Here is a 25,447-nt window from a genome sequence, read left to right as displayed (position 1 = left end):
TTATAGCGACGGTTTCGCCGCTGTGCTATCCGAAAAATCCGATACGGTAATACGCAGAAATGTCGCGGCGAACTCTTCCGGTGGCAGCGGCAGGCTGACGATGTAGCCCTGGATCTGTTCGCAGCCTTCGGCGGCGAGAAATTGTTGTTGCGCCTGGGTTTCCACGCCTTCGGCGATGACGGTGAATTGCATGCTTCGGCCCAAGGCGATGATGGCGCGGACAATCGCCGCATCGTGCGGGTCGTCGGGCAGTCCGCGGACGAATGACTGATCGATTTTGAGGATGTCCAGCGGCAGACGCTTGAGGTAGCTCAGCGAAGAATAACCGGTGCCGAAGTCGTCGATCGCCAGTTGTACGCCCAGGTGTTTGAGTTGATGCAGCACTGTCAGTGCTTCTTCAGCCTGACTCATGATGAAGTTTTCGGTAATTTCCAGTTGCAGTAAATCCGGCTTGAGGCCGTTGTCCTTGAGCAGTTGCTCGATTCGCCCAAGCAGATTCGGCTGCCGCAGCTGCGCCCCGGCGAGGTTGACCGACAGCGGCCCGAGGCTGTCGTAGATCTGGTTCCACTCGAACATCTGCCGGCACGCGGTCTCCAGCACCCAATCGCCGATCTGCAGAATCATCCCGTTCTCTTCGGCCAATGGAATGAAGTGCTCCGGCGGCACTTCGCCAAAGGTTGGATGGCGCCAGCGGATCAAAGCTTCGGCGCCGACGAGGCTGTGGTCGTCGAGGCTGATTTTCGGTTGGTAGTAGAGATGCAACTCCTCACGCTCAATGGCACGGCGCAGTTCGTGCTCCAGTGCCACGCGCTCGATGGCCTGCGCGGTGAGGTCGCGGGTGTAACTCTCGACGCGGTTGCGGCCCTTGGCTTTGGAGCGGTACATCGCCGCATCGGCGTTTTTCACCAGTGTGGCCACGTCGCAACCGTCGCGGGGGTACAGGCTGGTGCCGATGCTGGCGCTGATGAAAAACTCGTGTTCGCCGGCCTGAAACGGCGCGCCGAAGCAATTGAGCAGTTTTAGCGCGATATGATCGGCGTCGCTGGCCTGTTGCAGACCGGGCAACAGAATGATGAATTCGTCGCCGCCTAGGCGGGCGACGGTATCGATGTCGCGCAATTGTTCTTTGAGGCGTACGGCGATGCCCTTGAGCAGCAGGTCGCCGACTGGATGACCGAGGCTGTCATTGATGTGTTTGAAGCGGTCGAGATCGAGGAACAGCACGGCACCCAGACCGCCGTTTTCCTGCTGATTATTGAGTGCCGTGAGCAAACGGCTTTCGAACAACGTGCGGTTCGGCAGGCCGGTGAGTGGGTCGTGGTGAGCCTGATAATCGAGTTTGGCCTGGGCGTGCTTGAGGCTGGAGATGTCGGCAAATACCGCTACAAAATGGGTGATGAGTTTGTCGCGGTTGCGCACTGCGCTGATGGTCAGCCAGCTCGGGTACAACTCGCCATTCTTGCGCCGATTGGAAATCTCGCCCTGCCAGTGGCCTTCATCGGTCAACTGGTGCCACATCGCTGCGTAAAACGCGCTGTCGTGCAGGCCCGAGGCGAGCAGGCGCGGTGTATGGCCGAGGGCTTCGCTTTCGCTGTAACCGGTGATTTCGGTGAAGGCCCGGTTGACCGCACTGATGTGCTGTTGGGTGTCGGTGATCAACACGCCTTCGGCAGTGCTTTCGAAAACAGTCGCAGCCTGTTGCAGTTTCTCCTGCATCAGGTGGCGTTCGGTGATGTCGCGGGCGATGGTCAGCATGCAGTCTTCTTCGCCGATCGGTAGCGATCGGGCAGACACTTCGCACAGGCGAATCTGCCCATCACTGCGGCGAATATGGCAGGTGAAATCACGGACGAAGCCGTCGCGGTGCAGCAGATCGAGCATCTGTTTGCGTTCGTTGAGGTTGACCCAGATCCCCAGGTCCAGCGCCGAACGATCCACCGACATGGCGCTGTTGAACCCGGTGATCCGGCTGAAGCCGTCGTTGACTTCGAGCAGCAATCCGTCGCTTTGACGCGACAGCAGCAAGCCATCCGGCGATGCATGAAACGCCTTGGCAAACTTTTCTTCCGACGTTTGCAGTTGCTGTTGGGTTTCCTTGAGCTGAGTGATATCGCGCACCACCACGACCAGTGCGGGCGTGGTGTCGAGATCAAAGGGTTCGGCGGAAATCAACCCGGTAAACACCTGGCCATTGTTACGGCGAAAGGGCATTTCCAGGTTGCGAATGCTGCCGGCCTGCAACCGCTGCAACAGTCCCGGCCCGACCCCGGGAATCCCCCAGATGTTGAGGTTGGTGGCGGTCTGACCGATGACTTCTTCGGCTTTCAGTCCGATCTGCTCTTCGAAGGCCTCGTTTACTTCCAGCAAGCAACCGTCGGACAACCGCGCGATCACCAGAATGTCCGGGCATTGCTGGAACACCGAAGCAAATTTCTGCTCGGACAGGCGCAAGGCCTCCTCGGTACGTTTGGTCTCGCTGATGTCGATCATCAGCCCGCGCATCACCGGTTCATGGCCGTGTTCGATAAGGCTGACGATGTCGCGTACCCACAGACAGCGACCATCGGCGGTGATCACCCGGTAATCGAGGCTATGATCGCGTCCGGCCAGCACTTCGTGATCGCAGAAGCTCTGGGCGCGGGTCAGATCGGCCGGGTGGATGATGTTGCGCCAGAACCCCGGAATCAGCCAATGCGATAGCGGATAGCCGAGCAAGTCTTCGGCGTGGGGTGACACATAGCTGTAGGTGAAGTCGCTCATTCGCGCTTCCCAGGCGATGGCCGACAAGCTCTCTACCAAGCCGCGATAGTGATACTCACTGCTGCGCAATTCCTGTTCGAGGTTGATGCGGCGGGCGATCTCCGAACTCAGGCGGCGATTGATGCGGATAACCACCGCCAGCACGATGATCAGGATCACCAGGCCAGGCAGGCCGTAAACCAGCAGATCCGACCAGAATGTCCGGTGATCAAGCACGTTGCCGACCCAGTGCTCTTGAATCTCGCTGATTTCAGCGGGGGACATGTCCGCCAGGACTTTGTCCAGAATGCCCACCAGTATCTTGTTGTCACGGGGTACGCCCATCGCCAGCTGATAGCGATACGGTGTTTCGCCGCTGACGTACAGGCCTTCGAGTTTCAGCTGACGCAGGCTCCATACACTGGACGCGAGATCACCGACTACGGCGTCGACTTCATCGGTCGCAAGCGCTTGCAAGGCAGAGCTGACATTGGGCATGGCGACCAGATTCAGGTCGGGATGGTGGGTGCGCAGGAGTTCATGGGGCGCGTAGTTTTCCACCACGGCGATCTTCAGGCCGTACAGATCGTCAAGTTTGCGCGGTTGTGCGCCACCGACGTGGGCGAGGATGACGATGGGGAAGTCGAGGTAAGGACGAGTGAACGACAGATATCCCTGACGCTCCGGTGTCGACATGATCCCGGGCAGCAGATCGATCTTGCCCTGCTTGACCTGCTCAAGCACTACCGTCCAGCTCACGGGTTCGACCGGGGTGAGTTTGATCGCCAGACGCTGGCGTATGACGTCTATGTAGTCAGCTGCCAGGCCCTGATAGCGAGACTGATCGTCACGAAACTCAAAAGGCGGCCACGAGGCGTCGACGCCTAGGCGCAAGTCCGGATGAGCCGTCAGCCAGCTACGTTCTTCATCGGTCAGAGTCAGCGCGTCAGCCGTTGCGGTCCAGATCATCAATGACAGCAGAATTAGCACGGACGCCAATCTGGGCATAGCGCTCTCGGTATGGCTCGGGGGTGGTTGTTTCGAGTGTAGACGGGGTATGCGGGGGAGGGGTGGTGCGGAGGATTTAATCTGCTACATAAACAAAACCCCCGGCCTGGGCCGGGGGTTCTGGTATCACTCGTCGAGGAAGGAGCGCAAATGCTCGCTTCGCGTCGGGTGGCGCAGCTTACGCAACGCCTTGGCTTCGATCTGACGGATCCGCTCGCGGGTCACGTCAAACTGTTTGCCCACTTCTTCGAGCGTATGGTCGGTGTTCATGTCGATACCGAAACGCATGCGCAGTACCTTGGCTTCACGGGCAGTGAGGCCAGACAGCACTTCGCGAGTCGCTTCTTTCAGGCTCTCAACAGTGGCAACATCGATTGGCGACTGCATGGTCGAGTCTTCGATGAAGTCACCCAGATGGGAGTCTTCGTCATCACCGATCGGGGTTTCCATGGAGATCGGCTCTTTAGCGATCTTCAATACCTTGCGGATCTTGTCCTCAGGCATTTCCATGCGTTCGCCCAGCTCTTCCGGGGTCGGTTCGCGACCCATTTCCTGCAACATCTGCCGGGAAATACGGTTGAGCTTGTTGATCGTCTCGATCATGTGCACCGGAATACGGATGGTGCGGGCCTGGTCGGCGATCGAGCGAGTGATCGCCTGACGGATCCACCAGGTGGCATAAGTCGAGAACTTGTAACCACGACGGTATTCGAACTTGTCCACCGCTTTCATCAGACCGATGTTGCCTTCCTGGATCAGATCGAGGAATTGCAGGCCGCGGTTGGTGTACTTCTTGGCGATCGAGATCACCAGACGCAAGTTCGCTTCAACCATCTCTTTCTTCGCGCGGCGGGCCTTGGCCTCACCGATCGACATGCGACGGTTGATGTCCTTGATTTCAGCAATGGTCAAACCGGTTTCGGTTTCCAGCGCGATCAGTTTCTGCTGGCAACGAATGATGTCCGGCTGGACACGGCCGATGGCTTCGGCGTATTTGCTCTTGCCTTTGGCCAGTGCGTCGGACCAGCTTTCGTCGACTTCGTTGCTCGGGAACTGACGCAGGAAATCGGCGCGTGGCATACGTGCATCACGTACGCACAGTTGCATGATCGCGCGCTCTTGCTGACGCAGACGATCCAGGGCACCACGAACACGCTCGACCAGGGCTTCGAATTGCTTCGGCACCAGTTTGATCGGCATGAACAGCTCGGCCAGTAGCAGCAGTTCGGCAATCGCTGCCTTGTTGCTGCGACCGTGCTTCTTCAGCGCCTTGCGGGTGATTTCCATCTGATCGGACACAGCGCCAAAACGCTGGGCCGCGATGACCGGGTCCGGACCGCTTTCGGCTTCTTCTTCGTCATCGGAAGAGTCGGCTTCATCGTCGTCGGTGTCGTCGTCAGCCTTGACGGCTTTCGGATCGACCGGCGGCGGCACTTCTGCCGCAGGCGGCGCAATGCCGTCGTCCGGGTCGATATAACCGCTCAGGACGTCAGAAAGGCGACCACCTTCGGTGGTGACGCGGGTGTACTCGGAGAGAATGTGGTCAACCGTACCAGGGAAGTGCGCGATTGCGCCCATCACTTCACGGATGCCCTCTTCGATACGCTTGGCGATTTCGATTTCGCCTTCACGAGTCAGAAGCTCAACGGTACCCATTTCACGCATATACATGCGCACAGGGTCAGTCGTGCGACCGATATCGGTCTCCACCGCTGCCAACGCGGCTGCTGCTTCTTCCGCAGCGGCCTCGTCGGTATCGGCGTCGGCCAACATAAGGGCGTCCGCATCCGGAGCACTCTCGTGTACGGGGATCCCCATGTCGTTAATCATGCGGATGATGTCTTCCACCTGCTCAGGATCTGAAATATCCTCGGGCAGGTGGTCGTTGACCTCGGCGTAAGTCAGATACTTCTGCTCACGACCCAGTTTGATCAACTCAATAATACGAGACTGCTGTTGCGCTTTTCCGGACATAACACCCTATCCACTGAAGGTCTTGGCGGGCAAAAAACAAGCCGAGGATTATACCTGAGCTATGACCTCACGCGCCAGTTGAGGTCGGGCTTGATGCGGAAACATTGCGACTTAAAAGGTCGCGCAGTTGATTTTTCTCTTCGATACTCAGTTCGCTTTGACGCGCTTTCCTGAGTAACTGTTCAAGATTTCGCTCGCGTTGGCGGGCTGACAAGCTAGTAATGGTGTCGAAAAACTGTTGTTCAAGGTTATCTCCGTCAATCAGCCATTCCTTTTCTGCCAGTGCCTTGAGCAATCGACCCTGTTCAGTGCCGTGCCATCGCGCGATCAACTGAAATGAGTTTAGCTTGGGATTCTTCTGTACGGCTTCGAGCAGCGCCACAAGCAGCTGGGCGTTGGTCTGATTCTCGTCCGCAATGTGCCCGGCATCTTCGACGCGCTCGGCCAATTGCGGGTGATGTAGCAGTGTGCGAAGGGCGGTCAGGGTCGGCGACTCGACGCCGATTGGCGTCCGTGGCCGCTGCTGATCGCGATCGCCACCACGCTTGCCGTTTTTATCCCAGGGCTTTTTGTCCCATTTCTTGCCGCCGGCACCGGGTTTTTTCGGCGTCCACTCCTGCTGCGGCGCGTACATGTCCTGCGCCTGCGGCTGATGGTAGTCGCTGTAATCGGGCATTGCGTCGTAATCGAAGCCCGGATCGTAGGCGGGCGGCGCTTCCTGCGGTGCGTTTTGCGCGAGCTGACTGACGGTTTCGCTGCTCAGGCCGGTGATTTCGGTCAGGCGCTGACGCATCAGAATGCGCAGATTTGCACCTGGCACTTTGTCGATCAACGGTGCAGCGAGGGTGGCCATGTGGGCCTTGCCTTCGAGCGAGCGCGGGTCGGACTCTTCGCTCAGTTGCTGGAAGAAATAATCTGCCAGCGGCTGCGCATGCTGATTGATTCGGGCCTTGAAGGCGTCGGTGCCCTCGGCGCGAACCAGGGTGTCCGGGTCTTCGCCTTCGGGCAGAAACAGGAATCGCGCGCGACGTCCATCCTGCAGGCTTGAAAGCGTTGCCTCCAATGCGCGCCACGCGGCGTTGCGGCCGGCCTGGTCGCCGTCGAAGCAGAACAAGACGTTGGGCACGACGCGGAACAGGCGTTTCATGTGTTCTTCGCTGGTCGCGGTGCCCAGCGTTGCGACGGCATTGCGCAGGCCTTGTTGGGCGAGGGCGATGACGTCCATATAACCTTCGACGACGATGATTTCATCAAGGTTGCGGTTGTTCTTGCGTGCTTCATAGAGGCCGTAGAGTTCCTGGCCTTTATGGAATACCGGGGTTTCCGGTGAGTTCAGGTATTTGGGCTTGTCGTCGCCCAGTACGCGACCGCCGAAAGCAATGATCCGACCGCGGCTGTCGCGGATCGGGAACATCACGCGATCGCGAAAGCGGTCATAGCGTTTGCCGGTTTCGGCGTTCTCGATCAGCAGGCCGGCGTCGATCATGGCTTTTTGCTGAAGTGTGTCGCTGCTCAAGTGTTTGAACAGATTGTCCCAGCCCGGCGGAGCAAAGCCTAAACCGAAGTCTCGGGCAATCTCACCTGTCAGGCCGCGGCCCTTGAGGTAATCCACGGCGGCTTTGCGCGCTGGGTGGCTCTTGAGCGCCTGCCGATAAAAGTCAGCGGCAGCAGTGAGCAGCGGATACAGCGGCGAATCGGTCGGCTGGCGCGGCTTGTGCGGGCGGCCACTTTCTTCGCGGGGTATTTCCATGCCGGCGGCTTTCGCAAGGTCTTCAACAGCCTGGGGGAAATCCAGGTTGTCGTGATCCATGAGGAAGCCGAGCGCGTTGCCGCCGGCACCGCAACCGAAGCAGTAATAGAACTGCTTGTCGGGGCTTACGCTGAACGACGGGGTTTTTTCTTTATGAAACGGGCAGCAGGCGGTGTAGTTCTTGCCAGCCTTCTTCAATTGCACGCGCGAGCTGACCACGTCGACGATGTCGGTGCGGTTCAGCAGGTCGTCAATGAAGCTCTGGGGAATCAGCCCGGCCATGGCGTGCTCGTCGTCTGCGCTGTAATAAGTCCGATGCGAAGGGCGGCCGGACGCGGGTCGTTGATTGAAGCGCGCAAAATGTGCGGCTCGACCGGTGTCGTCTGCGTTATCGCTGTCGGGAAGTGTATCTGCCGAAAATCCACTGACGTTAGTACCAATCAGCCTTCGACTATTTGAAAGTGTTGCGCTGAATCCGCTGACGGCCGGTTAAAGACCTCGGATAGCTCAATAAAGCGGGCACGCATGCAGGTGCCTTGGGCTGATCGTCGTAAGAGGAATCAGTGGGTGTGCTCGTCAGTAGCCTTGAAAGGCTCGTCAGAAAAGACGTGCACCGCTGGCAAAAGAGCCAGGTCTGACGTTTGAAGCAGATTTGTCTCAGTCGCGTGTGCGGCGTCGACGATGAAGCATCAAGCGATATCCGCAAATGCCAATAGCCCGGCTGAGGGCCGGGCTTGGCAGAAGCTTGCTACGAACGTCTGTGTATTAGTACAGACGAACGGCGCGGCGCTGTTCGCGCTGAACTTTCTTGGCGTGACGCTTAACAGCGGCTGCTGCTTTACGCTTACGCTCAGAAGTTGGCTTCTCGTAAAATTCGCGGCTACGAACTTCAGCCAGTACACCGGCTTTTTCGCAGGAGCGCTTGAAACGACGCAGAGCTACGTCGAAGGGTTCGTTCTCTTTAACTTTGACGGCTGGCATCCAGAGCTACCTTCTTTCATTACCGGGATCAACGTTCTCGTCGCAAAAAATTCGCGGCTGAGGTCGTCGGTTTTTAAGGGTTGCGGATGTTAACCCCTCATCGCCCGGAATGCAAAGCCTCTGATCGAAAACCGCTGGTCGGGGCATCACGCGGGGACTATTATGCGCGCCTTCGAATTCAGCCTAAACAAGGCGCAAACCCATGCTAGTACTGGGATTAGAAACCTCCTGCGACGAAACCGGCGTCGCATTATATGACAGTGAACGGGGTCTGCTGGCCGATGCACTGTTCAGTCAGATTGACCTGCATCGCGCCTATGGCGGTGTGGTGCCGGAGCTGGCCTCGCGTGACCACGTCAAACGCATGCTGCCCTTGATTCGTCAGGTGTTGGCCGAGGCTGACTGTGTGCCGACCGAGATCGACGCGATCGCCTACACCGCAGGTCCTGGCCTGGTTGGGGCGCTGCTGGTGGGGGCTTCCTGCGCTCAGGCACTGGCGTTTGCCTGGGGCATCCCGGCACTCGGTGTGCATCACATGGAAGGTCATTTGCTGGCACCGATGTTGGAGCCAGAACCGCCCCAATTTCCGTTCGTCGCTTTGTTGGTCTCCGGCGGTCATACGCAGTTGGTTCAGGTCGATGGCATCGGTCAATACGCGTTGCTCGGTGAGACGCTCGACGACGCGGCCGGTGAAGCTTTTGACAAGACCGCGAAGATGATGGGTCTCAATTATCCCGGCGGGCCGGAAATCGCCAAGCTGGCCGAGAAGGGCGTCGCAGGACGTTTCACTTTTCCGCGTCCGATGTGTGATCGCCCGGGGCTGGAATTCAGCTTCAGCGGTCTGAAGACCTCGGCGCTCAACACGTGGCAGCAACGCATCAGCGCCGGGGACGACAACGAGCAAGCCCGTTGCGACATCGCGCTGGCGTTCCAGCAGGCCGTGGTGGAGACTTTGACCATCAAGTGCAAGCGGGCCCTGAAACAGGCGGGCATGAAGCGTCTGGTGATTGCTGGCGGTGTCAGCGCCAATAAGGCGCTCCGTGTGTCGCTGGAGAAAATGCTCGGCGACATGAAAGGCGATGTGTTTTATGCCCGTCCCGAGTTCTGCACCGACAATGGCGCGATGATCGCGTTCGCCGGTTGCCAGCGATTGCAGGCCGGACAGCAGGAAAGTCTGGCGATCAGCGTGCAGGCGCGCTGGCCGATGGAGCAATTGTCGGCACTCTGATGAGACGCGCTCATGAGCGGTATTCAGAAATGCCGTTCGCGCCCGGCAAACAGGTCGCGTAGATTGCCACGGTGGCGCCAGACGATCAGCAGCGTCAATGCGCTCATCGGCAGCAGTGCCTCCGGTTCTTGCCAGGCCAGTAGCGGCAGAGTCAGCGGTGTGGCGATCAGCGCTGCCAGAGAGCTGGTGCGGGTCAGGTAGAACGTCAGCAGCCAGGCACACACCGCCAGCAGCGCAGCAGGCGGATACAGGGCCAGCAGCATGCCGGCAGCGGTCGCGACGCCCTTGCCGCCGCGAAAACGGAAATACAGCGGGAACAGGTGACCGATCACGGCGCACACGCCAATCCAGGCCTGACCCTGCAGCGAAAGGCCGGTAGCCGCAGCGATCAGCACCGGCAGCAGGCCTTTGCACAGATCACCCAGCAGGGTCAGGATCGCGAGTTTGCGACCGGCCAGGCGCAGCATGTTGGTGGCGCCGGCATTGCCCGAGCCACTCATTCGCGGGTCCGGATTTCCGGTCAGGCGGCTGAGCAAAATGGCGAAGGACAGAGAGCCGAGCAGGTAGGCGAGAGTCGCCAGTAACCAAAACATGCTTACTATTCCGGGCGAGGACGCCCTGATTCTAACGGCGCATTGCGCCCTTGTCGTGCAGCGGAGAAAAGTGCGTGGACAGAGTGTTTATCGAGGGCCTGGAAGTCGACACCGTGATCGGTGCTTACGACTGGGAGCGCGGCATCCGACAGTGTTTGCGTCTTGATCTGAGCTTCGCTTGGGACAATCGCCCGGCCGCGGCCGGTGATGATCTGACCCTGGCGCTCGACTATGCCAGCGTTTCCACGCGTATCCAGGCGTTTGCCGAGCAGGCGCAGTTCCAACTGGTCGAGACCTTTGCCGAGCGTCTGGTCGCGGTACTCATGGAAGAATTCAAGATCACCTGGGTACGCCTGAAGCTGACCAAGCCCGGCGCCGTGCCGGCCGCCAAGGGTGGCGTAGGTGTGGAGATCGAGCGCGGATGTCGCTGACTCAGGTCTATCTCGGGCTCGGTAGCAATATCGAGCGCGAAACCCATTTGCGCGCCGGTCTGGATGCGCTGGCCACTTTTTTGGTGGATATCCGCTGTTCGGCGGTATTCGAAAGCCAGCCTGTGGGGATCAAGAGTGGTCCGTTCTTCAACTTCGTGGTGTCGGCGTTTACCGACCTGCCGTTGATGGAGCTCGATCGTCGCTTGAAATTCATCGAAGCAGATAACGGTCGGTATGCCCCTGACCGTAAGGGGTTGCCGCTGGATATCGACGTGCTGTTGTACGGTGATCTGGTGGGCAATTTCGACGGATTGGTTCTGCCGCGCGCCGAGATACTGAAAAACGCCTTCGTGTTGTGGCCACTGTCGCTCATTGCGCCAGATCGCGTGCATCCGGCTGTGGGAAAAAGCTTCGCGACACTGTGGGCCGAGGCGCAGATTGATCAAGTGTTGGCGCCGGTGGCGTTCGAGTGGCGGGGCGAGCAGCTCACACCGCCAATTCTATAAATCAAAAGATCGCAAGCTCCTACAGGGAAGTGCGAACTCCCGTGTAGGAGTTGTCGAAGGCTCGGGCCGTGATCGGACGATCTTTTGAGCTGGCCTCAAGCGTTCTCTTTGTAAGCCTTCAAAGCCTTGAGCCGTTCGCGCTTGAGCGCCTCGCCCAGTTCAGGGCCCTTGAATCCTTTCTCCAGCAGTGGCTGCACCGCCACGCCACGCGCCACACTGGCCGCGCCACGCAAATAATCAGCCTGTGGATAACTCCTTTCCTCCAGCCCCTTGCGGCCTCGGGCATCCATCTCGCACGCAGCGATAAACTCTTCGAATCGCTGCGGCCGGCGATAGACATCAAAACTTTGCAGCAGCTCCAGCAACGTTGAGGCCTTCAACTCCAGGGCGCGGTGGCCGTGAGTGTGGTACTGGCCTACCAGCAGCGCCAATTCCTGACAGTCCTTTGGCGCCTTGAAGCGTTCGTTGACCACTTTGATCAGCTTCAGCCCCTTGTGTTCGTGGGCAATGTGTCGTGGCCATTCATCTTCTGGCGTCAGGCCTTTGCCGAGGTCGTGCAGCAGGCAGGCCCAACGTACGGTGAGCGGCTGTTTGTGCCGCGCCGATTGCTCAAGCACGCTGAGCGTGTGGATGCCGCTGTCGATTTCCGGGTGATGGATTTCTGGCTGCGGCACACCGAACAGCGCATCGACTTCCGGCATCAGCACTTTCAGTGCGCCGCAATCGCGTAACACCTGAATGAACACCTGCGGTTGGTCTTCCATCAGTGCCCGGGAGATTTCCTTCCAACTGCGTTCGGCTGTCAGTGCCTCAAGTTCGCCAGACTCACTCAGCTGACGCATCAGGTCCAGCGTCTCGGGCGCAACGGTGAAACCCAAATCCGCGTAGCGAGCGGCGAAGCGGGCAACACGCAGTACTCGCAACGGATCTTCGGCGAATGCCGGCGAAACGTGACGCAGGACTCGGGCCTCGAGGTCGCGCTGGCCGTGATAAGGATCGGTCAGATTTTGCTGGTCGTCCTCGGCCATGGCGTTGATCGTCAGATCACGGCGGATCAGGTCTTCTTCAAGCGTGACTTCAGGGCTGGCGTGAAACGTGAAGCCGCCATAACCGCGACCGCTTTTGCGCTCGGTACGGGCGAGGGCGTATTCCGCGCCGCTTTTTGGGTGAAGAAACACCGGGAAATCCGCGCCGACCGGGCGATAGCCCTGAGCGAGCATTTCTTCGGTGGTGGCGCCCACCACGACCCAGTCGATGTCAGTGACCGGTTTGCCCAGCAAGCGATCACGTACCGCACCGCCAACCTTGAAAATCTGCATAAAAAACCTCCGTTAGCCCGACAGGATAACCCTTGCGTCGAACTTTCGGAGGCCAGAACCGAATCAAAGGTGAATGACGGCAAGGTCGAGCCGACCGTAATCCCCTTCGCTGTGTTCACCGCGTGGCGGAACGTGATGGGTTTTCATGATCTGGTCGCCTTGCAGCGTTTCCAGATGAATGTCGAAACCCCACAAGCGATGCAGATGTTTGAGCACCTCTTCGGTGGAATCGCCCAGCGGTTTGCGGTCGTGTTGCTGATGCCGCAGTGTCAGCGAGCGGTCGCCGCGACGATCAATGCTGTATATCTGCACGTTCGGTTCACGATTGCCGAGGTTGTACTGCGCTGCGAGGGTTTCGCGGATAGTCCGATAGCCCGTTTCGTCATGGATGGCGGGTACCAACAGGTCATCTTTCTGGTCATCATCAAGGATGCTGAACAGTTTCAGGTCGCGGATCACTTTCGGTGACAGGTACTGCAGGATGAAGCTTTCGTCCTTGAAGCTGCTCATGGCGAATTTGATGGACGACAGCCAATCCGTCCCGGCGATGTCGGGGAACCAGTGGCGATCTTCCTCGGTGGGCTCTTCGCACATGCGCCGGATGTCGCGGTACATGGCAAAGCCGAGTGCATAAGGGTTGATCCCGCTGTAGTAAGGGCTGTCGAAACCTGGCTGGAACACCACGCTGGTGTGCGACGTCAGGAACTCCATCATGAAACCGTCGGTGACCAGCCCTTCGTCATACAGGTCGTTCATCAGCGTGTAGTGCCAGAACGTCGCCCAACCCTCGTTCATTACCTGAGTCTGGCGTTGTGGATAGAAGTACTGGGCGATCTTGCGCACGATCCGCACGATTTCCCGCTGCCAGGGCTCCAGCAACGGTGCGTGTTTCTCGATGAAGTAGAGGATGTTTTCCTGCGGCTCGGCCGGGAAGCGTGCGCTGTCCTTGTCGCTGTATTTGTCCGCGCCTTTGGGGATGGTGCGCCACAGATCGTTGATCTGTTTCTGCATATGTTCTTCGCGATCCTTCTGCCGACGGCGTTCCTCTTCGGCGGAAATCGGATACGGGCGTTTGTAGCGATCAACCCCGTAGTTCATCAGCGCATGGCAGGAATCGAGCAGGTCTTCCACGGCATCGATGCCATGGCGTTCCTCGCATTGCATGATGTACTGCTTGGCGAACACCAGGTAATCGATGATTGAACTGGCGTCGGTCCAGGTGCGGAACAGGTAATTGCCTTTGAAGAAACTGTTATGCCCGTAGCAGGCATGGGCCACGACCAGGGCCTGCATGCAAATGGTGTTCTCTTCCATCAGATAGGCGATGCACGGGTCCGAGTTGATCACGATCTCGTACGCCAGCCCCATCTGCCCGCGACTGTAGGATTTTTCGGTGCTCAGGAAGTGTTTGCCGTAGGACCAGTGGTGGTAACCCAACGGCATCCCGACCGAGGCATACGCATCCATCATCTGCTCTGCGGTAATCACTTCAATCTGGTTGGGGTAGGTATCCAGCGCATAGCCGGCCGCGATACGGGCGATTTCGCGGTCGTAGGTCTGGATAAGCTCGAACGTCCATTCGGAGCCGGTGGAAATGGGTTGGCGTTTCTGCTCTTTGGCGGTCATGTCACTAACCTGCGCTGGAAGAGTTCACGGAAGACCGGATAGATATCCCCGGCCGAGACCAATTGCTGCTGGGCAAACGTATCGGAAAAGGCTTCGGCGATGCGTTCGTACTCGTACCAGAGGGCTTGGTGTTCGCGTGGGGTGATCTCCACGTAAGTGTAGTACTGCACAAACGGCATGATCTGATTGATCAGAATGTCGCGGCAGATGGGAGAGTCGTCGTTCCAGTTGTCACCGTCGGAAGCTTGCGCGGCGTAGATGTTCCATTCGTTGCTCGGATAACGCTCTGCCATGATCTCCTGCATCAGTTTCAAGGCGCTGGAGACGATGGTGCCGCCGGTTTCCCGGGAATAGAAAAACTCCTCCTCGTCCACTTCCCGGGCGCTGGTGTGATGGCGGATGAACACGACGTCGATCTTGTCGTAGTTGCGCTTCAGGAACAGGTACAGAAGGATGAAGAAGCGCTTGGCGATGTCCTTGGTTGCCTGGGTCATCGACCCGGAAACGTCCATCAGGCAAAACATGACAGCCTTGGAGCTTGGGTTGGGTTGCTTGATCAGCAGGTTGTATTTGAGGTCAAAAGTGTCAAGGAATGGCACGCGATGGATGCGCGCGCTGAGCTTTTCAATTTCTGCTTCGAGTGTCTGAATATCGCCGAAGTTGTCCGGCTCTTCGCGTTTGATCCGCTCCAGTTCCGCTTTGGCTTCGCGCAGTTTTGCCCGGCTGCTGCCGGACAGGGCGATGCGCCGCGCGTGAGCTGAACGCAGGGTGCGGATGATATTGATGCGTGAGGGATTGCCTTCGTTACTGATCCCTGCGCGCACGGTCTTGAAGGTGTCAGTGCCGGTCAGGTTACGTTTGACCAGGTTCGGCAGTTCGAGGTCTTCAAACATGAATTCGAGGAATTCTTCCTGGGTAATCTGGAAGACGAACTCGTCCATGCCCTCGCCGGAATTACCCGCCTTGCCCGGGCCGCGTCCGCCGCCCCCTCCGGGAGGTCGGGCGATGTGTTCGCCGGCCGTGAACTCCTTGTTGCCGGGATGAACCACAGTCTGCTTGCCGCCGCGACCGTGGTGAAGCACCGGCTCGTCGATGTCGCGACCGGGAATGCTGATTTGTTCACCGTGCTCCATGTCAGTAATGGAGCGACGGCTGACCGCCTCTTCGACAGCCTTCTTGATGTGGTCACGATAACGCCGCAGGAAACGCTGGCGGTTCACCGTGCTCTTGTTCTTGCCATTGAGACGTCGGTCGATCACATAGCTCATAGGCCCCTCCGGGGAGCTTCAAGTCATAAGCTTCAAGCTGCAAGTGAAAGCTCACCCGCTCTCGAGATCGGTTTTTGCTGTTCTCTTGCAACTCGTCGCCAGAGGCTTGCAGCTGCTTTATTGCGATTTGCGGACCCGTAGGTACCATTCGGAAAGTAGCCGTACCTGTTTGTCGGTGTAGCCGCGTTCGACCATTCGTGTAACGAAGTCATTATGTTTCTGCTGATCCTCTTTGCTGGCCTTTGCATTGAAGCTGATGACTGGCAGCAGGTCCTCGGTGTTCGAGAACATTTTCTTCTCGATGACCACCCGCAGTTTTTCGTAGCTGAGCCAGGTCGGGTTCTTGCCGTTGTTGTTGGCCCGGGCGCGCAACACGAAGTTGACGATCTCGTTGCGGAAATCCTTCGGATTGCTGATGCCGGCAGGTTTTTCGATTTTCTCCAGTTCCTCGTTGAGGGCGACACGGTTGAGAATCTCGCCGGTTTCCGGATCGCGGTATTCCTGATCCTGAATCCAGAAATCTGCATACAGCACGTAGCGGTCGAAGATGTTCTGGCCGTACTCGCTGTAGGACTCCAGGTAAGCGGTCTGAATCTCCTTGCCGATGAATTCGATGTAGCGCGGTGCCAGATACTCCTTCAGGAAGCGTAGATAGCGTTCGCGGGTCTCCGCCTGGAACTGTTCCTGCTCGATTTGCTGTTCCAGCACGTACAGCAGATGCACTGGGTTGGCGGCAATTTCATGCGGATCAAAGTTGAAGACCTTGGACAGGATCTTGAACGCGAAGCGGGTCGACAGACCGTTCATGCCCTCGTCTACGCCTGCGGTGTCGCGGTATTCCTGAATCGACTTGGCCTTTGGATCGGTGTCCTTGAGGTTTTCGCCGTCGTACACGCGCATCTTCGAATAGATGTTGGAGTTTTCCGGCTCCTTGAGGCGCGACAGCACGGTGAACTGCGCCAGCATCTTCAAGGTGTCGGGCGCGCAATGCGCTTTGGCCAGGGAGCTGTTGAACAGCAGTTTGTCGTAGATTTTTACTTCATCGCTGACCCGCAGGCAGTACGGCACCTTGACGATGTAGATCCGGTCGATGAAAGCTTCGTTGTTCTTGTTGTTGCGGAAGGTGTGCCACTCCGATTCGTTGGAGTGGGCCAGCAGAATCCCGGTGAACGGAATCGCGCCCAAGCCTTCGGTACTGTTGTAGTTGCCTTCCTGAGTGGCGGTCAACAGTGGGTGCAGCACCTTGATCGGTGCCTTGAACATTTCGACGAATTCCATCAGGCCCTGGTTGGCACGGCACAGCGCACCGGAGTAGCTGTAGGCGTCGGCGTCGTTCTGTGGGTATTCCTCGAGTTTGCGGATGTCGACCTTACCGACCAGCGCCGAAATATCCTGGTTGTTTTCATCGCCAGGTTCGGTCTTGGCCACAGCGATCTGGTTGAGGATCGACGGATACAGTTTGACCACGCGGAACTGACTGATGTCGCCGCCGAATTCGGCCAGGCGTTTGGTCGCCCAAGGCGACATGATGGTGTTGAGGTAGCGTTTGGGAATGCCGAAATCTTCCTCGAGGATCGCGCCATCTTCGGTGGCGTTGAACAGACCCAGCGGCGACTCGAATACCGGCGAGCCCTTGATCGCGTAGAAGGGCACTTTTTCGATCAGCTGTTTCAGCTTCTCGGCCAGGGACGATTTACCGCCACCGACGGGGCCGAGCAGATAGAGGATCTGTTTCTTCTCTTCCAGGCCTTGGGCGGCGTGGCGGAAATACGACACGATCTGGTCGATGCATTCTTCCATCCCGTGGAAGTCTTCAAAGGCCGGATAACGACGAATCACCTTGTTGGAGAAGATGCGTGACAGCCTCGAGTTGGTCGAGGTGTCGAGCAGTTCCGGTTCGCCGATGGCCAGCAATAGACGCTCGGCGGCGGAAACGTAGGCGCTACGGTCTTGCTTGCACAGCTCCAGGTACTCTTGCAGCGAGAGTTCTTCCTGGCGTGTGGACTCGAAGCGTTGTTGGAAGTGGCTAAAGATACTCATGACGTCACCTCGCTCGATACGTGGAGCCGACGCCGGATCACTCAGTCGATGCTGGCAAGCAGCCGTGGTGGCCACTTGTTTACCCCCCAGAACACTTTCGCGGTCGACAACCTTGAAAGTCACTCCCGATGACCCGTGCGCCGGTGTACCGGCTCTCCCCTGTTTTGGATGGCCTGGGCTTAAGGATAGTTGGGAATTCGGGAGGTAAAGGCGAGATACGTAATTAGTTGTGGCAGACCGTTCGTCTGTCACGCGCGGGCCCGCGGGAGCCGGGGCCTGCGCGTGACAAAAAAATTATTCGGTGGTGCCTTGCGCGGTTTCCGAAGGGTAGGTCGTACGCCACAGCTCGAAGCCGCCGTCCATACTATAGACGTCGGAGAAGCCCTGACTGATCAGGTACGCAGCGGCGCTCTGGCTGGAGTTGCCGTGGTAGCAGACCACTACCGTAGGTGCATCAAGGTCGGCGGCACGGATGAAATCCGAGATGGAAACGTTGTCCAGATGCTTCGAACCGCTGATATGCAGTGCGGCAAAAGTAGCGGGGTCACGGACATCGACCATCACCGCGCCTTGCTCGCGCAGGGCTTGGGCCTGTTCCGGGGAGATGCGTTTGAATTCGCTCATGGCGGGTTCCTGTTGCTCGGCTGATTGCGCAGTCTAACGCGGGGCGCTGACTGGCGAAGTTTCGGGGATAAGTGGTGTGAGCGGGGACAGCGCGCCGCCATGCTCATCGCATTTGCAGGAAAGGCGTTCGCCGCTGTCGACGTTCATCAGGGTCAGACTGCCGCCCCAGACGCAGCCGGTGTCCAGAGCGAAGATACCTGGCTCATGGATATTGCCCTCCAGTGCCGCCCAGTGTCCGAAGATGATCCGCGACCCTCTGGTCTTGCGCTCTTTATGCTGGAACCACGGCTTGTAACCGGGTGGGGCGGTGTCGAGACCTTCCTTGCTCTTGAGATCGAGTTTGCCTTCGGCCGTGCAGAATCGCATGCGGGTGAAATAGTTGGTGATCACGCGCAGGCGGGTGACGCCTTTGAGGTCGCTATCCCATTTTGCCGGCTCGTTGCCGTACATGCCGTCGAGGAACGCGGGAAGCAGGTTGTCGTCACGCAGGGCCGTTTCGACTTCATTGGCACACTTCAGGGCGCGGCGCACAGACCATTGCGGCGGGATGCCGGCATGGACCATGGCAACGTCACGCGTCTCGTCGTAGTGCATGAGTTTTTGTTGGCGGACCCACTCAAGTAGTTCGTCACAGTCGGGGGCGTCGAGAATCTCGCGCAGGGTGTCGGACTTCTTCAGGCGTTCGATGTTTTTCGCCGCGGCGAGCAGGTGCAGATCATGGTTGCCGAGGACACAGACCAGGGAGTCGCGCATGCCATATAGAAAACGCAGGGTTTCCAGTGACTGTGGGCCGCGGTTGACCAGATCGCCGACCAGCCAGAGCCGATCATGCGCAGGATCGAACGCCACTTGCCTGAGCAGACATTTGAGCGGTTCGAGACAGCCCTGCAGGTCACCGACCGCGTACGTTGCCATCAGTGCAAGGCTCCGGGCACGGCGAGGCGGAAGGGTTTGATGACGGCATCGAAATGCTTGCCGTCGTCGGCGACCATTTCGTAGGTGCCCTGCATGGTGCCGACCCTGGTCGTCATCACCGTGCCACTGCTGTAGGTATGGCTTTTGCCGACGTCGATCAACGGTTGCTGACCCACCACACCTGCGCCGCGAACTTCTTCTTTATGCCCGTCACCGTCGGTGATCACCCAGTGCCGCGAAATCAATCGCGCCGGGATCTCGCCGTTGTTTTGCACGGTGATGGTGTAGGCGAAGGCGAAGCGGTCGTGCTCGGGTTGCGATTGGTCTGCCAGATAGTGGGTAACGACGCTGACATCGACCTGGTAACGGGAATCGGACATGCAAGAGGCCTTAAACAAAGCGGAACGCGGGGCGTAGCTGATGGGGATTCAGTCTAGGCAAGTATCGGGCAGTAAACCAGAGTGGCGTCGTGCCCGATAGCGTTCATCGCCGGTCAGTCGGCGGCGGGAGCTTCAGGGACTTGCTCGCTGAGCTTGTCGGCCAGGCGCACGAAGGCCGCCAGGTCGAGTTGTTCCGGGCGCAGGCTGCCATCGACACCGGCGGCTTCGATCTCGGCATTGCTCATCAATTGCTTGAGCGTGTTACGCAGAGTCTTGCGGCGCTGGTTGAAGGCTTCGCGCACGACGCGCTCCAGCAAACGATGATCCTTGGCCGGGTGCGGCAGTACCGCGTGCGGCACCAGACGAACGATGGCCGAATCGACCTTCGGCGGCGGATTGAACGCGCCCGGCCCGACGTTGAACAGGTGTTCTACGCGGCAGTGGTACTGAACCATGATCGACAGACGACCCCAGTCACCACCACCAGGGCCTGCGGCCAGACGCTCGACCACTTCCTTCTGCAGCATGAAGTGCATGTCGCGAATGATGCCGGCGTTGTTCAGCAGGTGGAAAATCAGCGGCGTGGAGATGTTGTACGGCAAGTTGCCAACCACACGCAGGCTGTCCGGCTCGGCGTTGAGTGTATTGAAGTCGAACTTCAGCGCATCGCCTTGATGCAGGTTGAAATTGCTCTTGCCGGCAAACTGCTGGTTGAGGATCGGTATCAGATCCTTGTCCAGTTCCACCACGTCCAGTTGCCCACCGGAATTCAGCAGGCCGGCGGTCAATGCGCCCTGGCCCGGGCCGATCTCCAGCAGGCGATCTGTAGGCTTGGCGCTGATGAAGCGCAGAATGCGGTCGATGACGCCGGCATCGTGCAGGAAGTTCTGGCCAAAGCGTTTGCGCGCCTTGTGTTGGTATTGCTCGGTCATAAACGGGTCTCGGCCATCTGGTAGGCGGTTTCCAGGGCGACTTGCAGGCTGCCGGTGTCGATCTTGCCGCTGCCGGCCAGATCGAGGGCGGTGCCGTGGTCAACCGAAGTACGGATGATCGGCAGGCCCAGGGTCACGTTGACCGCGGCGCCGAAGCCTTTGTACTTCAGCACGGGCAGGCCCTGGTCGTGGTACATCGCCAGCACTGCATCGCAGTGCTCCAGATATTTGGGGGTAAACAGAGTGTCGGCTGGCAGCGGGCCACGAAGGTCCATGCCCTCGCCGCGCAGGCGCTCTAATGTAGGTTCGATGATGTCGATTTCTTCATGGCCCAGATGTCCGCCTTCACCGGCGTGCGGGTTGAGCCCGCACACCAGAATGCGAGGCTGGGCAATGCCGAATTTTTCCTGCAGGTCGGCGTGCAGAATCCGCGTGACCCGCTCCAGCCGCTCCGGCGTTATGGCATCGGCAATCTCGCGCAGGGGCAGGTGAGTGGTGACCAGTGCTACGCGCAAACCACGCGTGGCAAGCATCATCACCACCTGGGAGGTATGGGTGAGGTCAGCCAGAAATTCGGTGTGTCCGGAAAACGCTATACCCGACTCGTTGATCACGCCCTTGTGGACGGGGGCAGTGATCATCCCGGCGAAGTCTCCGTTGAGGCAGCCGTTGCCGGCGCGGGTCAGGGTCTCAAGGACGAAAGCGGCATTGGCCTTGTCCAGTTGTCCGGCGACCACAGGTGCGCTGAGGGGTGTATCCCAGACATAGAGACTGTTAGCCGGTGCCGGAGCGTCAGGCCAGTGACTCGGCCCGACTTCCAGCAGATTGACGGCCAGCCCCAGCTGCGCAGCCCGCTCAAGGAGCAGGTCGCGGCTGGTGATGGCAATCAGGGGGTGTGGCTGGACTTGCGAGGCGAGCAGCAGGCACAGGTCGGGACCGATGCCGGCTGGTTCGCCGGGTGTCAGCGCGAAACGCTTGGGTTTCACTGCGCTGCCTGGTCTGCACCAGGGAGTTTGATCTCTACGTACGCTTCGTCACGGATCTGACGCAACCAGGTTTGCAGCTCTTCGTCGTATTTGCGGTTACGCAGTACGGTCATGGCTTGCTGCTCGCGGGCCTGTTCAGTGCTGTCGGTGGCGCGACGGCCAAGGACTTCCAGAACGTGCCAGCCGTATTGGGTCTGGAACGGCTTGGACAGCTGACCTTGTGGGGTATTGGCCATCACTTGACGGAATTCCGGAACCAGTACGTTCGGGTCGATCCAGTTCAGGTCGCCGCCGTTGAGGGCGGATCCCGGGTCTTCCGAATAGCTTTTGGCCAGTGCGGCGAAGTCTTCGCCAGCTTCGATACGAGAGTAAAGCGACTCGACCAAGGCTTTGGTTTTCGCTTCGTCGCGAATCGGGCTCGGCTTGACCAGGATGTGGCGCACATGCACCTCGTCACGCGTTTGGGCTTCGCCGCCACGTTTGGCCAGCAACTTCAGGATGATGAAACCACCCGGAGTGCGTGCAGGCTGAGTGATGTCGCCGACGGCCATGCTGCTCAGTTCGCGATCGAACGGAGGTGGCAATTGCGCGGCTTTACGCCAGCCCATGTCGCCGCCTTCCAGTGCGTTGTCGCTGGCAGACTTGGCCACGGCCATCTGACCGAAGTCAGCGCCTTGCTTGAGCTGCTGGTAAACCTCCATGGCCTGACGCGCGGCGTTCTGAATCGCTTCAGAGTTGGCGCTTTCCGGGGTCGGAATCAGGATGTTGGCCAGGTGCAGCTCTTCGGACAGCTGCATCTTGCCCAGATCGGAGGCGAGGAAATTCTTCACTTCCTGCTCGGACACCTGAATGCGTTCGGCTACACGGCGCTGACGCACACGGCTGATGATCATCTCGCGGCGGATCTGGTCACGAGCGTCGTCATAAGACAGGCCGTCGCGAGCCAGAGCAGCGCGGAACTGATCCACGCTCATGTTGTTGCGCTGGGCGATAGTACCAACCGCCTGGTTCAGTTCTTCGTCGGTGATGCGAATGCCGGAACGTTCGCCGATCTGCAGTTGCAGGTTTTCGACGATCAGGCGCTCGAGCACCTGCTGATCCAGAACGCCCGGTGGCGGCGAGCCGCCACCACGCTTGGCGATGGTCTGCTGAACTTCGTGGACGCGTTGGTCCAGTTGGCTCTGCATGACCACGTCGTTGTCGACGATCGCAACCACTTTATCGATGGACTGTACTGCGGCGTTGGCCGCAGTACCCAGGAACAGCGCGCCCAGCATCAGCGGGCGCAGACAATCAGAAAGCTTGGTCTTCACGTTCACGATAACCTTGGATGCCTTTGTCGAGGAAGCTCTCTACTTTGGCGCCAGTGAGGCCGCCGAGTCCCTTCAGAACAATTTGGAGGAAGACGCCATGGTCGCCTTTTTCGTTTTGCGGAGCTTCCTGACTGAATTCGTCGTAGGAAACCCAGTAACGGTTGATCAGGCGCAATTTCCAGCAGCAGTTGTCGTACTCGAAACCACCGAAGGCTTCCAGGGTACGGTTACGGTTGTAGTCGTACTGCCAGCGGCTGATTGCGTTCCACTGTGGAACGATCGGCCAGATGACCGAGAAGTCATGCTGCTGGATCTTGTAGTAGTCCTTCACGTAGCCAGGTTGGCCTGGGGTGCCGTAGTCGCCACCACCCACCGACCATTTACCGGTGTTCTGGTCGTAACGAACCTGGTCATTGCGATAGCGATAGCCGACGTTGATAACCTTGTTCGGGTTGTCTTCAGGCTGGTAGTGGAACATCGCACTACCCGAACGCGGGCTGCGGCTGTCCGGATCCCAGTTGTAGTCGGCCGTGGTGCGCCAATCGCGGTTCCAGCGGTATTCGTATTCCAGCGCGTACGGCGAAACGTTGGATTTCGCGTCGTCACGGGTCTTGGCATCGATGCCCGGCAATTGGACTTCACGATCCTTGAAATACAAAGCCTGACCAACACTGATGCGTTGACGCTCGAAGCCGTCGTCTTCGATCCAGCGGCTGGTTACGCCCAGCGACAGCTTGTTCTCGTCACCGACACGGTCGGAGCCGGAGAAGCGGTTGTCACGGAACAGCGAGGCATAGTTGAAGGTGTTTTCGCTGGTGTCGAATACTGGAATGTCTTCTTGATCCACCTCAGGTACATAGAGGTACAACAGGCGTGGCTCCAGGGTCTGGCGGTAGTTCTTGCCAAAGAACGACGTGTTGCGGTCGAAGTACAGGCCGCTGTCGATGCTTGCAATCGGGACGCCACGGTTCTGGTTGGTGCTGAAGTCACCACCGACATAGCGTGTACCGTTTTGCGCCGCAGCATTCTGCTGGGCAGTGATCTGGTTCTTGCCGGTATTATCAAGATCAAGTTGATACTGGGTGTATTGATACTTGAGCGACGGTTTTACGAAGCCATAGGTCCAGTTCATTGGCAGGCTGACGCCGGGCTTCAGGTTCAGGCGGTCGCCGTTGGCGCGGTCCAAGCCTTGAATGTTTCTGTCCAGCCGCGGCGAGGCATTGCCATTTTCATCAATGAAGTCGCCAGTCTTCAAATCACGATCAAACCGCACAATCTCGGTCTCGTAATCGAAATTCAAACCTTCCGGATGATACGGCAGCTGACCATTGAAGGTGATCTGCGGCAGACGACCATACGGTGTGATGTTCGAAACAGTGGCCAGTTGGTACTGCTGAGCATTCAACCGCGCGGTGTAGCTGTCGCCACGATAGGTAACCGAACCCTGCTGATTCACGAAGTCGCTGGACTTCACGCCAATCTGATCGGTTTCCAGATCCTGGAAGTAATACGGATCGCTGATCTTGGTGTAATCCACCTGGGTGAGCACGCGGGAGTCGAGACCGCCCTTGTGCTGCCAGTTGTACATGTAGCGGGTTTTTTCGTAATCGGTCTGCTTGCTGCGCTCGGTGTCGTCATCATTCAGGTACGCAGCGCCGAACTGGCCTTCACTCGACTTGGTCAGGTAACGGAACTCGCCTTCCACCAACATGCCGCGCTTGCTCATGTAACGCGGGTACAACGTGGCGTCGTAGTTCGGCGCCAGGTTGAAGTAGTACGGAGTCACCAGTGTGAAGCCGGTATCGGTGCTGGTGCCAATGGTCGGCGGCAGGAAGCCGGACTGGCGACGGTCATCGATCGGGAAGTAGATGTACGGCGTGTACAGAATCGGAATGTCTTTAACGCGCAGCGTCACGTTGGTCGCGGTGCCGAAGCCGGTGGCCGGGTTCAAGGTGATGTTGTTGCCCTTGAGCTGCCAGGCGTTGCTGTTCGGTTCGCACGTGGTGTACGTGCCGTCCTTCAAGCGGATGATCGCGTTCTCTGCACGCTTGGCGTACAGGGCGCTACCGCGAATACGCGATTTGTGCATCACGTATTCGGCGTTATCGACCTTGGCTTCACCGGTGTCGAGCTGCACGTCGGCATGGTCGCCGACGATCAGAGCGCCGTTATCACGGATACGCACATCGCCATTGAGTTCGGCGCGGCTCTCGGCCTGATACAGGCTGGCCTCGTCGGACTCGACCTGCATGCTGCCCTGACGCAGGACGACATCACCGGCCAGCGTGCCGACTTGATCATCGGTGTTATAGCGCGAAGCTTTTGCGCCGATAAAGGTCGGAGCATCGCTTTTGCTCGTCTTGTCATTCATGCCAGGACGAGTGGGTTCGATGTAGGCACCGGAGCAGTACGGGCCGGTTTCGGCCAGTTGGGCGGCGGTGAGCTTCTCGCGCGGAACCCAGTCGAGGTGACTGAAGTCTTCGCTACGGGATTTCAACCCACGGCCTTTGGCTTCGGTGACCAGCGTTGGCTTGGCGCCATTGTCGGCAACCGAACCTTTATCGCTCGGGGCATCGCCGGTGGCGCTGACGGCACTGCCGTCATGCACTGGACGTGGTGGCAATGCAGCCGCCGACGTCTTGGGCGCACAGTCCCAACCACCCGAAGCCGATACGGAGCAGTCATACTGCTCGGCGGCAACAACGAATTGACTGGCCAGAGGTTGCATAGCCAGCAGACTGCCGGTTACCAACAATGGAAATTTTTTACGAAACGCGGGGGATTTCAATGCCATCTTATTAGTCCGGGCTTCCTGCGTGCCATCTGCCCGCGGT

At 58.6% G+C, this 25,447-nt stretch carries 19 protein-coding genes; 3 read left to right on the top strand and 16 right to left on the bottom strand.

Features of this window, described 5'->3' with window-relative positions; translation table 11 throughout:
* The 4 genes from H8B20_RS09660 to rpsU all read right to left on the bottom strand — a co-directional run bounded on the left by H8B20_RS09660 (nt 1) and on the right by rpsU (nt 8,452).
* Entirely contained in the window at nt 1–3,747 is a 3,747-nt protein-coding gene (locus tag H8B20_RS09660; protein ID WP_210623010.1) for a bifunctional diguanylate cyclase/phosphodiesterase, read from the bottom strand.
* A 126-nt stretch (nt 3,748–3,873) separates the two neighbouring features.
* Nucleotides 3,874–5,721: an RNA polymerase sigma factor RpoD gene (gene rpoD, locus H8B20_RS09655; RefSeq protein ID WP_042561397.1), complete on the bottom strand. Its 1,848-nt coding sequence runs from the start codon at nt 5,719–5,721 to the stop codon at nt 3,874–3,876.
* Between the two features lie 67 nt (nt 5,722–5,788).
* The gene (gene dnaG, locus H8B20_RS09650; protein WP_210623009.1) at nt 5,789–7,753 is read right to left on the bottom strand and encodes a DNA primase; all 1,965 of its coding nucleotides are present in this window, start codon (nt 7,751–7,753) and stop codon (nt 5,789–5,791) included.
* A 483-nt stretch (nt 7,754–8,236) separates the two neighbouring features.
* Nucleotides 8,237–8,452 carry a 30S ribosomal protein S21 gene (rpsU, locus tag H8B20_RS09645; RefSeq protein WP_002551877.1) on the bottom strand — a complete coding sequence of 72 codons (216 nt, stop codon included), beginning with the start codon at nt 8,450–8,452 and terminating at the stop codon, nt 8,237–8,239.
* A gap of 202 nt (nt 8,453–8,654) precedes the next feature.
* Between rpsU and tsaD the strand changes: the two genes are divergently transcribed.
* Nucleotides 8,655–9,680, top strand: coding sequence for a tRNA (adenosine(37)-N6)-threonylcarbamoyltransferase complex transferase subunit TsaD (gene tsaD, locus H8B20_RS09640; RefSeq protein ID WP_042561395.1), 1,026 nt, complete (start codon nt 8,655–8,657; stop codon nt 9,678–9,680).
* Between the two features lie 23 nt (nt 9,681–9,703).
* On the opposite strand, the gene plsY is transcribed toward tsaD, so the two are convergent.
* A complete protein-coding gene (plsY, locus tag H8B20_RS09635; protein WP_210623008.1) occupies nt 9,704–10,273 on the bottom strand; it encodes a glycerol-3-phosphate 1-O-acyltransferase PlsY in 570 nt (189 codons plus the stop codon).
* A 74-nt stretch (nt 10,274–10,347) separates the two neighbouring features.
* Between plsY and folB the strand changes: the two genes are divergently transcribed.
* Together folB and folK are read left to right on the top strand one after the other, a co-directional pair.
* The gene (gene folB / locus H8B20_RS09630) at nt 10,348–10,704 is read left to right on the top strand and encodes a dihydroneopterin aldolase (RefSeq protein ID WP_210623007.1); all 357 of its coding nucleotides are present in this window, start codon (nt 10,348–10,350) and stop codon (nt 10,702–10,704) included.
* Nucleotides 10,695–11,210: a 2-amino-4-hydroxy-6-hydroxymethyldihydropteridine diphosphokinase gene (folK, locus tag H8B20_RS09625; protein ID WP_210623006.1), complete on the top strand. Its 516-nt coding sequence runs from the start codon at nt 10,695–10,697 to the stop codon at nt 11,208–11,210. Before folB ends, folK begins: the two co-directional genes overlap by 10 nt.
* A 95-nt stretch (nt 11,211–11,305) precedes the next feature.
* On the opposite strand, the gene H8B20_RS09620 is transcribed toward folK, so the two are convergent.
* The 11 genes from H8B20_RS09620 to H8B20_RS09570 form a co-directional block, all read right to left on the bottom strand.
* A complete protein-coding gene (locus tag H8B20_RS09620; RefSeq protein ID WP_210623005.1) occupies nt 11,306–12,529 on the bottom strand; it encodes a multifunctional CCA addition/repair protein in 1,224 nt (407 codons plus the stop codon).
* Nucleotides 12,530–12,592: 63 nt separating this feature from the next.
* Nucleotides 12,593–14,155, bottom strand: coding sequence for a SpoVR family protein (locus H8B20_RS09615; RefSeq protein WP_210623004.1), 1,563 nt, complete (start codon nt 14,153–14,155; stop codon nt 12,593–12,595).
* Nucleotides 14,152–15,423, bottom strand: a complete 1,272-nt coding sequence (locus H8B20_RS09610; RefSeq protein WP_042561389.1) for a YeaH/YhbH family protein — start codon at nt 15,421–15,423, stop codon at nt 14,152–14,154. The genes H8B20_RS09615 and H8B20_RS09610 overlap by 4 nt, the downstream gene beginning before the upstream one ends.
* A gap of 117 nt (nt 15,424–15,540) precedes the next feature.
* The gene (locus tag H8B20_RS09605; RefSeq protein WP_042561388.1) at nt 15,541–17,463 is read right to left on the bottom strand and encodes a PrkA family serine protein kinase; all 1,923 of its coding nucleotides are present in this window, start codon (nt 17,461–17,463) and stop codon (nt 15,541–15,543) included.
* A gap of 294 nt (nt 17,464–17,757) precedes the next feature.
* Nucleotides 17,758–18,087 carry a thiosulfate sulfurtransferase GlpE gene (gene glpE, locus H8B20_RS09600; RefSeq protein WP_042561387.1) on the bottom strand — a complete coding sequence of 110 codons (330 nt, stop codon included), beginning with the start codon at nt 18,085–18,087 and terminating at the stop codon, nt 17,758–17,760.
* A 33-nt stretch (nt 18,088–18,120) separates the two neighbouring features.
* Nucleotides 18,121–19,002: a symmetrical bis(5'-nucleosyl)-tetraphosphatase gene (locus H8B20_RS09595; protein ID WP_115147185.1), complete on the bottom strand. Its 882-nt coding sequence runs from the start codon at nt 19,000–19,002 to the stop codon at nt 18,121–18,123.
* Entirely contained in the window at nt 19,002–19,382 is a 381-nt protein-coding gene (gene apaG, locus H8B20_RS09590; RefSeq protein WP_042561385.1) for a Co2+/Mg2+ efflux protein ApaG, read from the bottom strand. The genes H8B20_RS09595 and apaG overlap by 1 nt, the downstream gene beginning before the upstream one ends.
* A 113-nt stretch (nt 19,383–19,495) precedes the next feature.
* Complete coding sequence (rsmA, locus tag H8B20_RS09585) at nt 19,496–20,314, bottom strand: 16S rRNA (adenine(1518)-N(6)/adenine(1519)-N(6))-dimethyltransferase RsmA (protein WP_210623003.1); 819 nt, start codon at nt 20,312–20,314, stop codon at nt 19,496–19,498.
* Entirely contained in the window at nt 20,311–21,300 is a 990-nt protein-coding gene (gene pdxA / locus H8B20_RS09580) for a 4-hydroxythreonine-4-phosphate dehydrogenase PdxA (protein ID WP_210623002.1), read from the bottom strand. Before pdxA ends, rsmA begins: the two co-directional genes overlap by 4 nt.
* On the bottom strand, nt 21,297–22,619 hold the full coding sequence (surA, locus tag H8B20_RS09575) for a peptidylprolyl isomerase SurA (RefSeq protein ID WP_191624491.1): 1,323 nt from the start codon (nt 22,617–22,619) through the stop codon (nt 21,297–21,299). The genes pdxA and surA overlap by 4 nt, the downstream gene beginning before the upstream one ends.
* Nucleotides 22,594–25,407, bottom strand: coding sequence for an LPS-assembly protein LptD (locus tag H8B20_RS09570; RefSeq protein WP_210623001.1), 2,814 nt, complete (start codon nt 25,405–25,407; stop codon nt 22,594–22,596). Before H8B20_RS09570 ends, surA begins: the two co-directional genes overlap by 26 nt.
* Between the last annotated feature and the right edge of the window lie 40 nt (nt 25,408–25,447).

The organism is Pseudomonas sp. P42, from assembly GCF_017973755.1.
Classification (GTDB): domain Bacteria; phylum Pseudomonadota; class Gammaproteobacteria; order Pseudomonadales; family Pseudomonadaceae; genus Aquipseudomonas; species Aquipseudomonas iridis.
The sequence above is the reverse complement of the archived record's forward strand: the minus strand, read 5'-3'. Positions and strand labels throughout refer to the sequence as shown.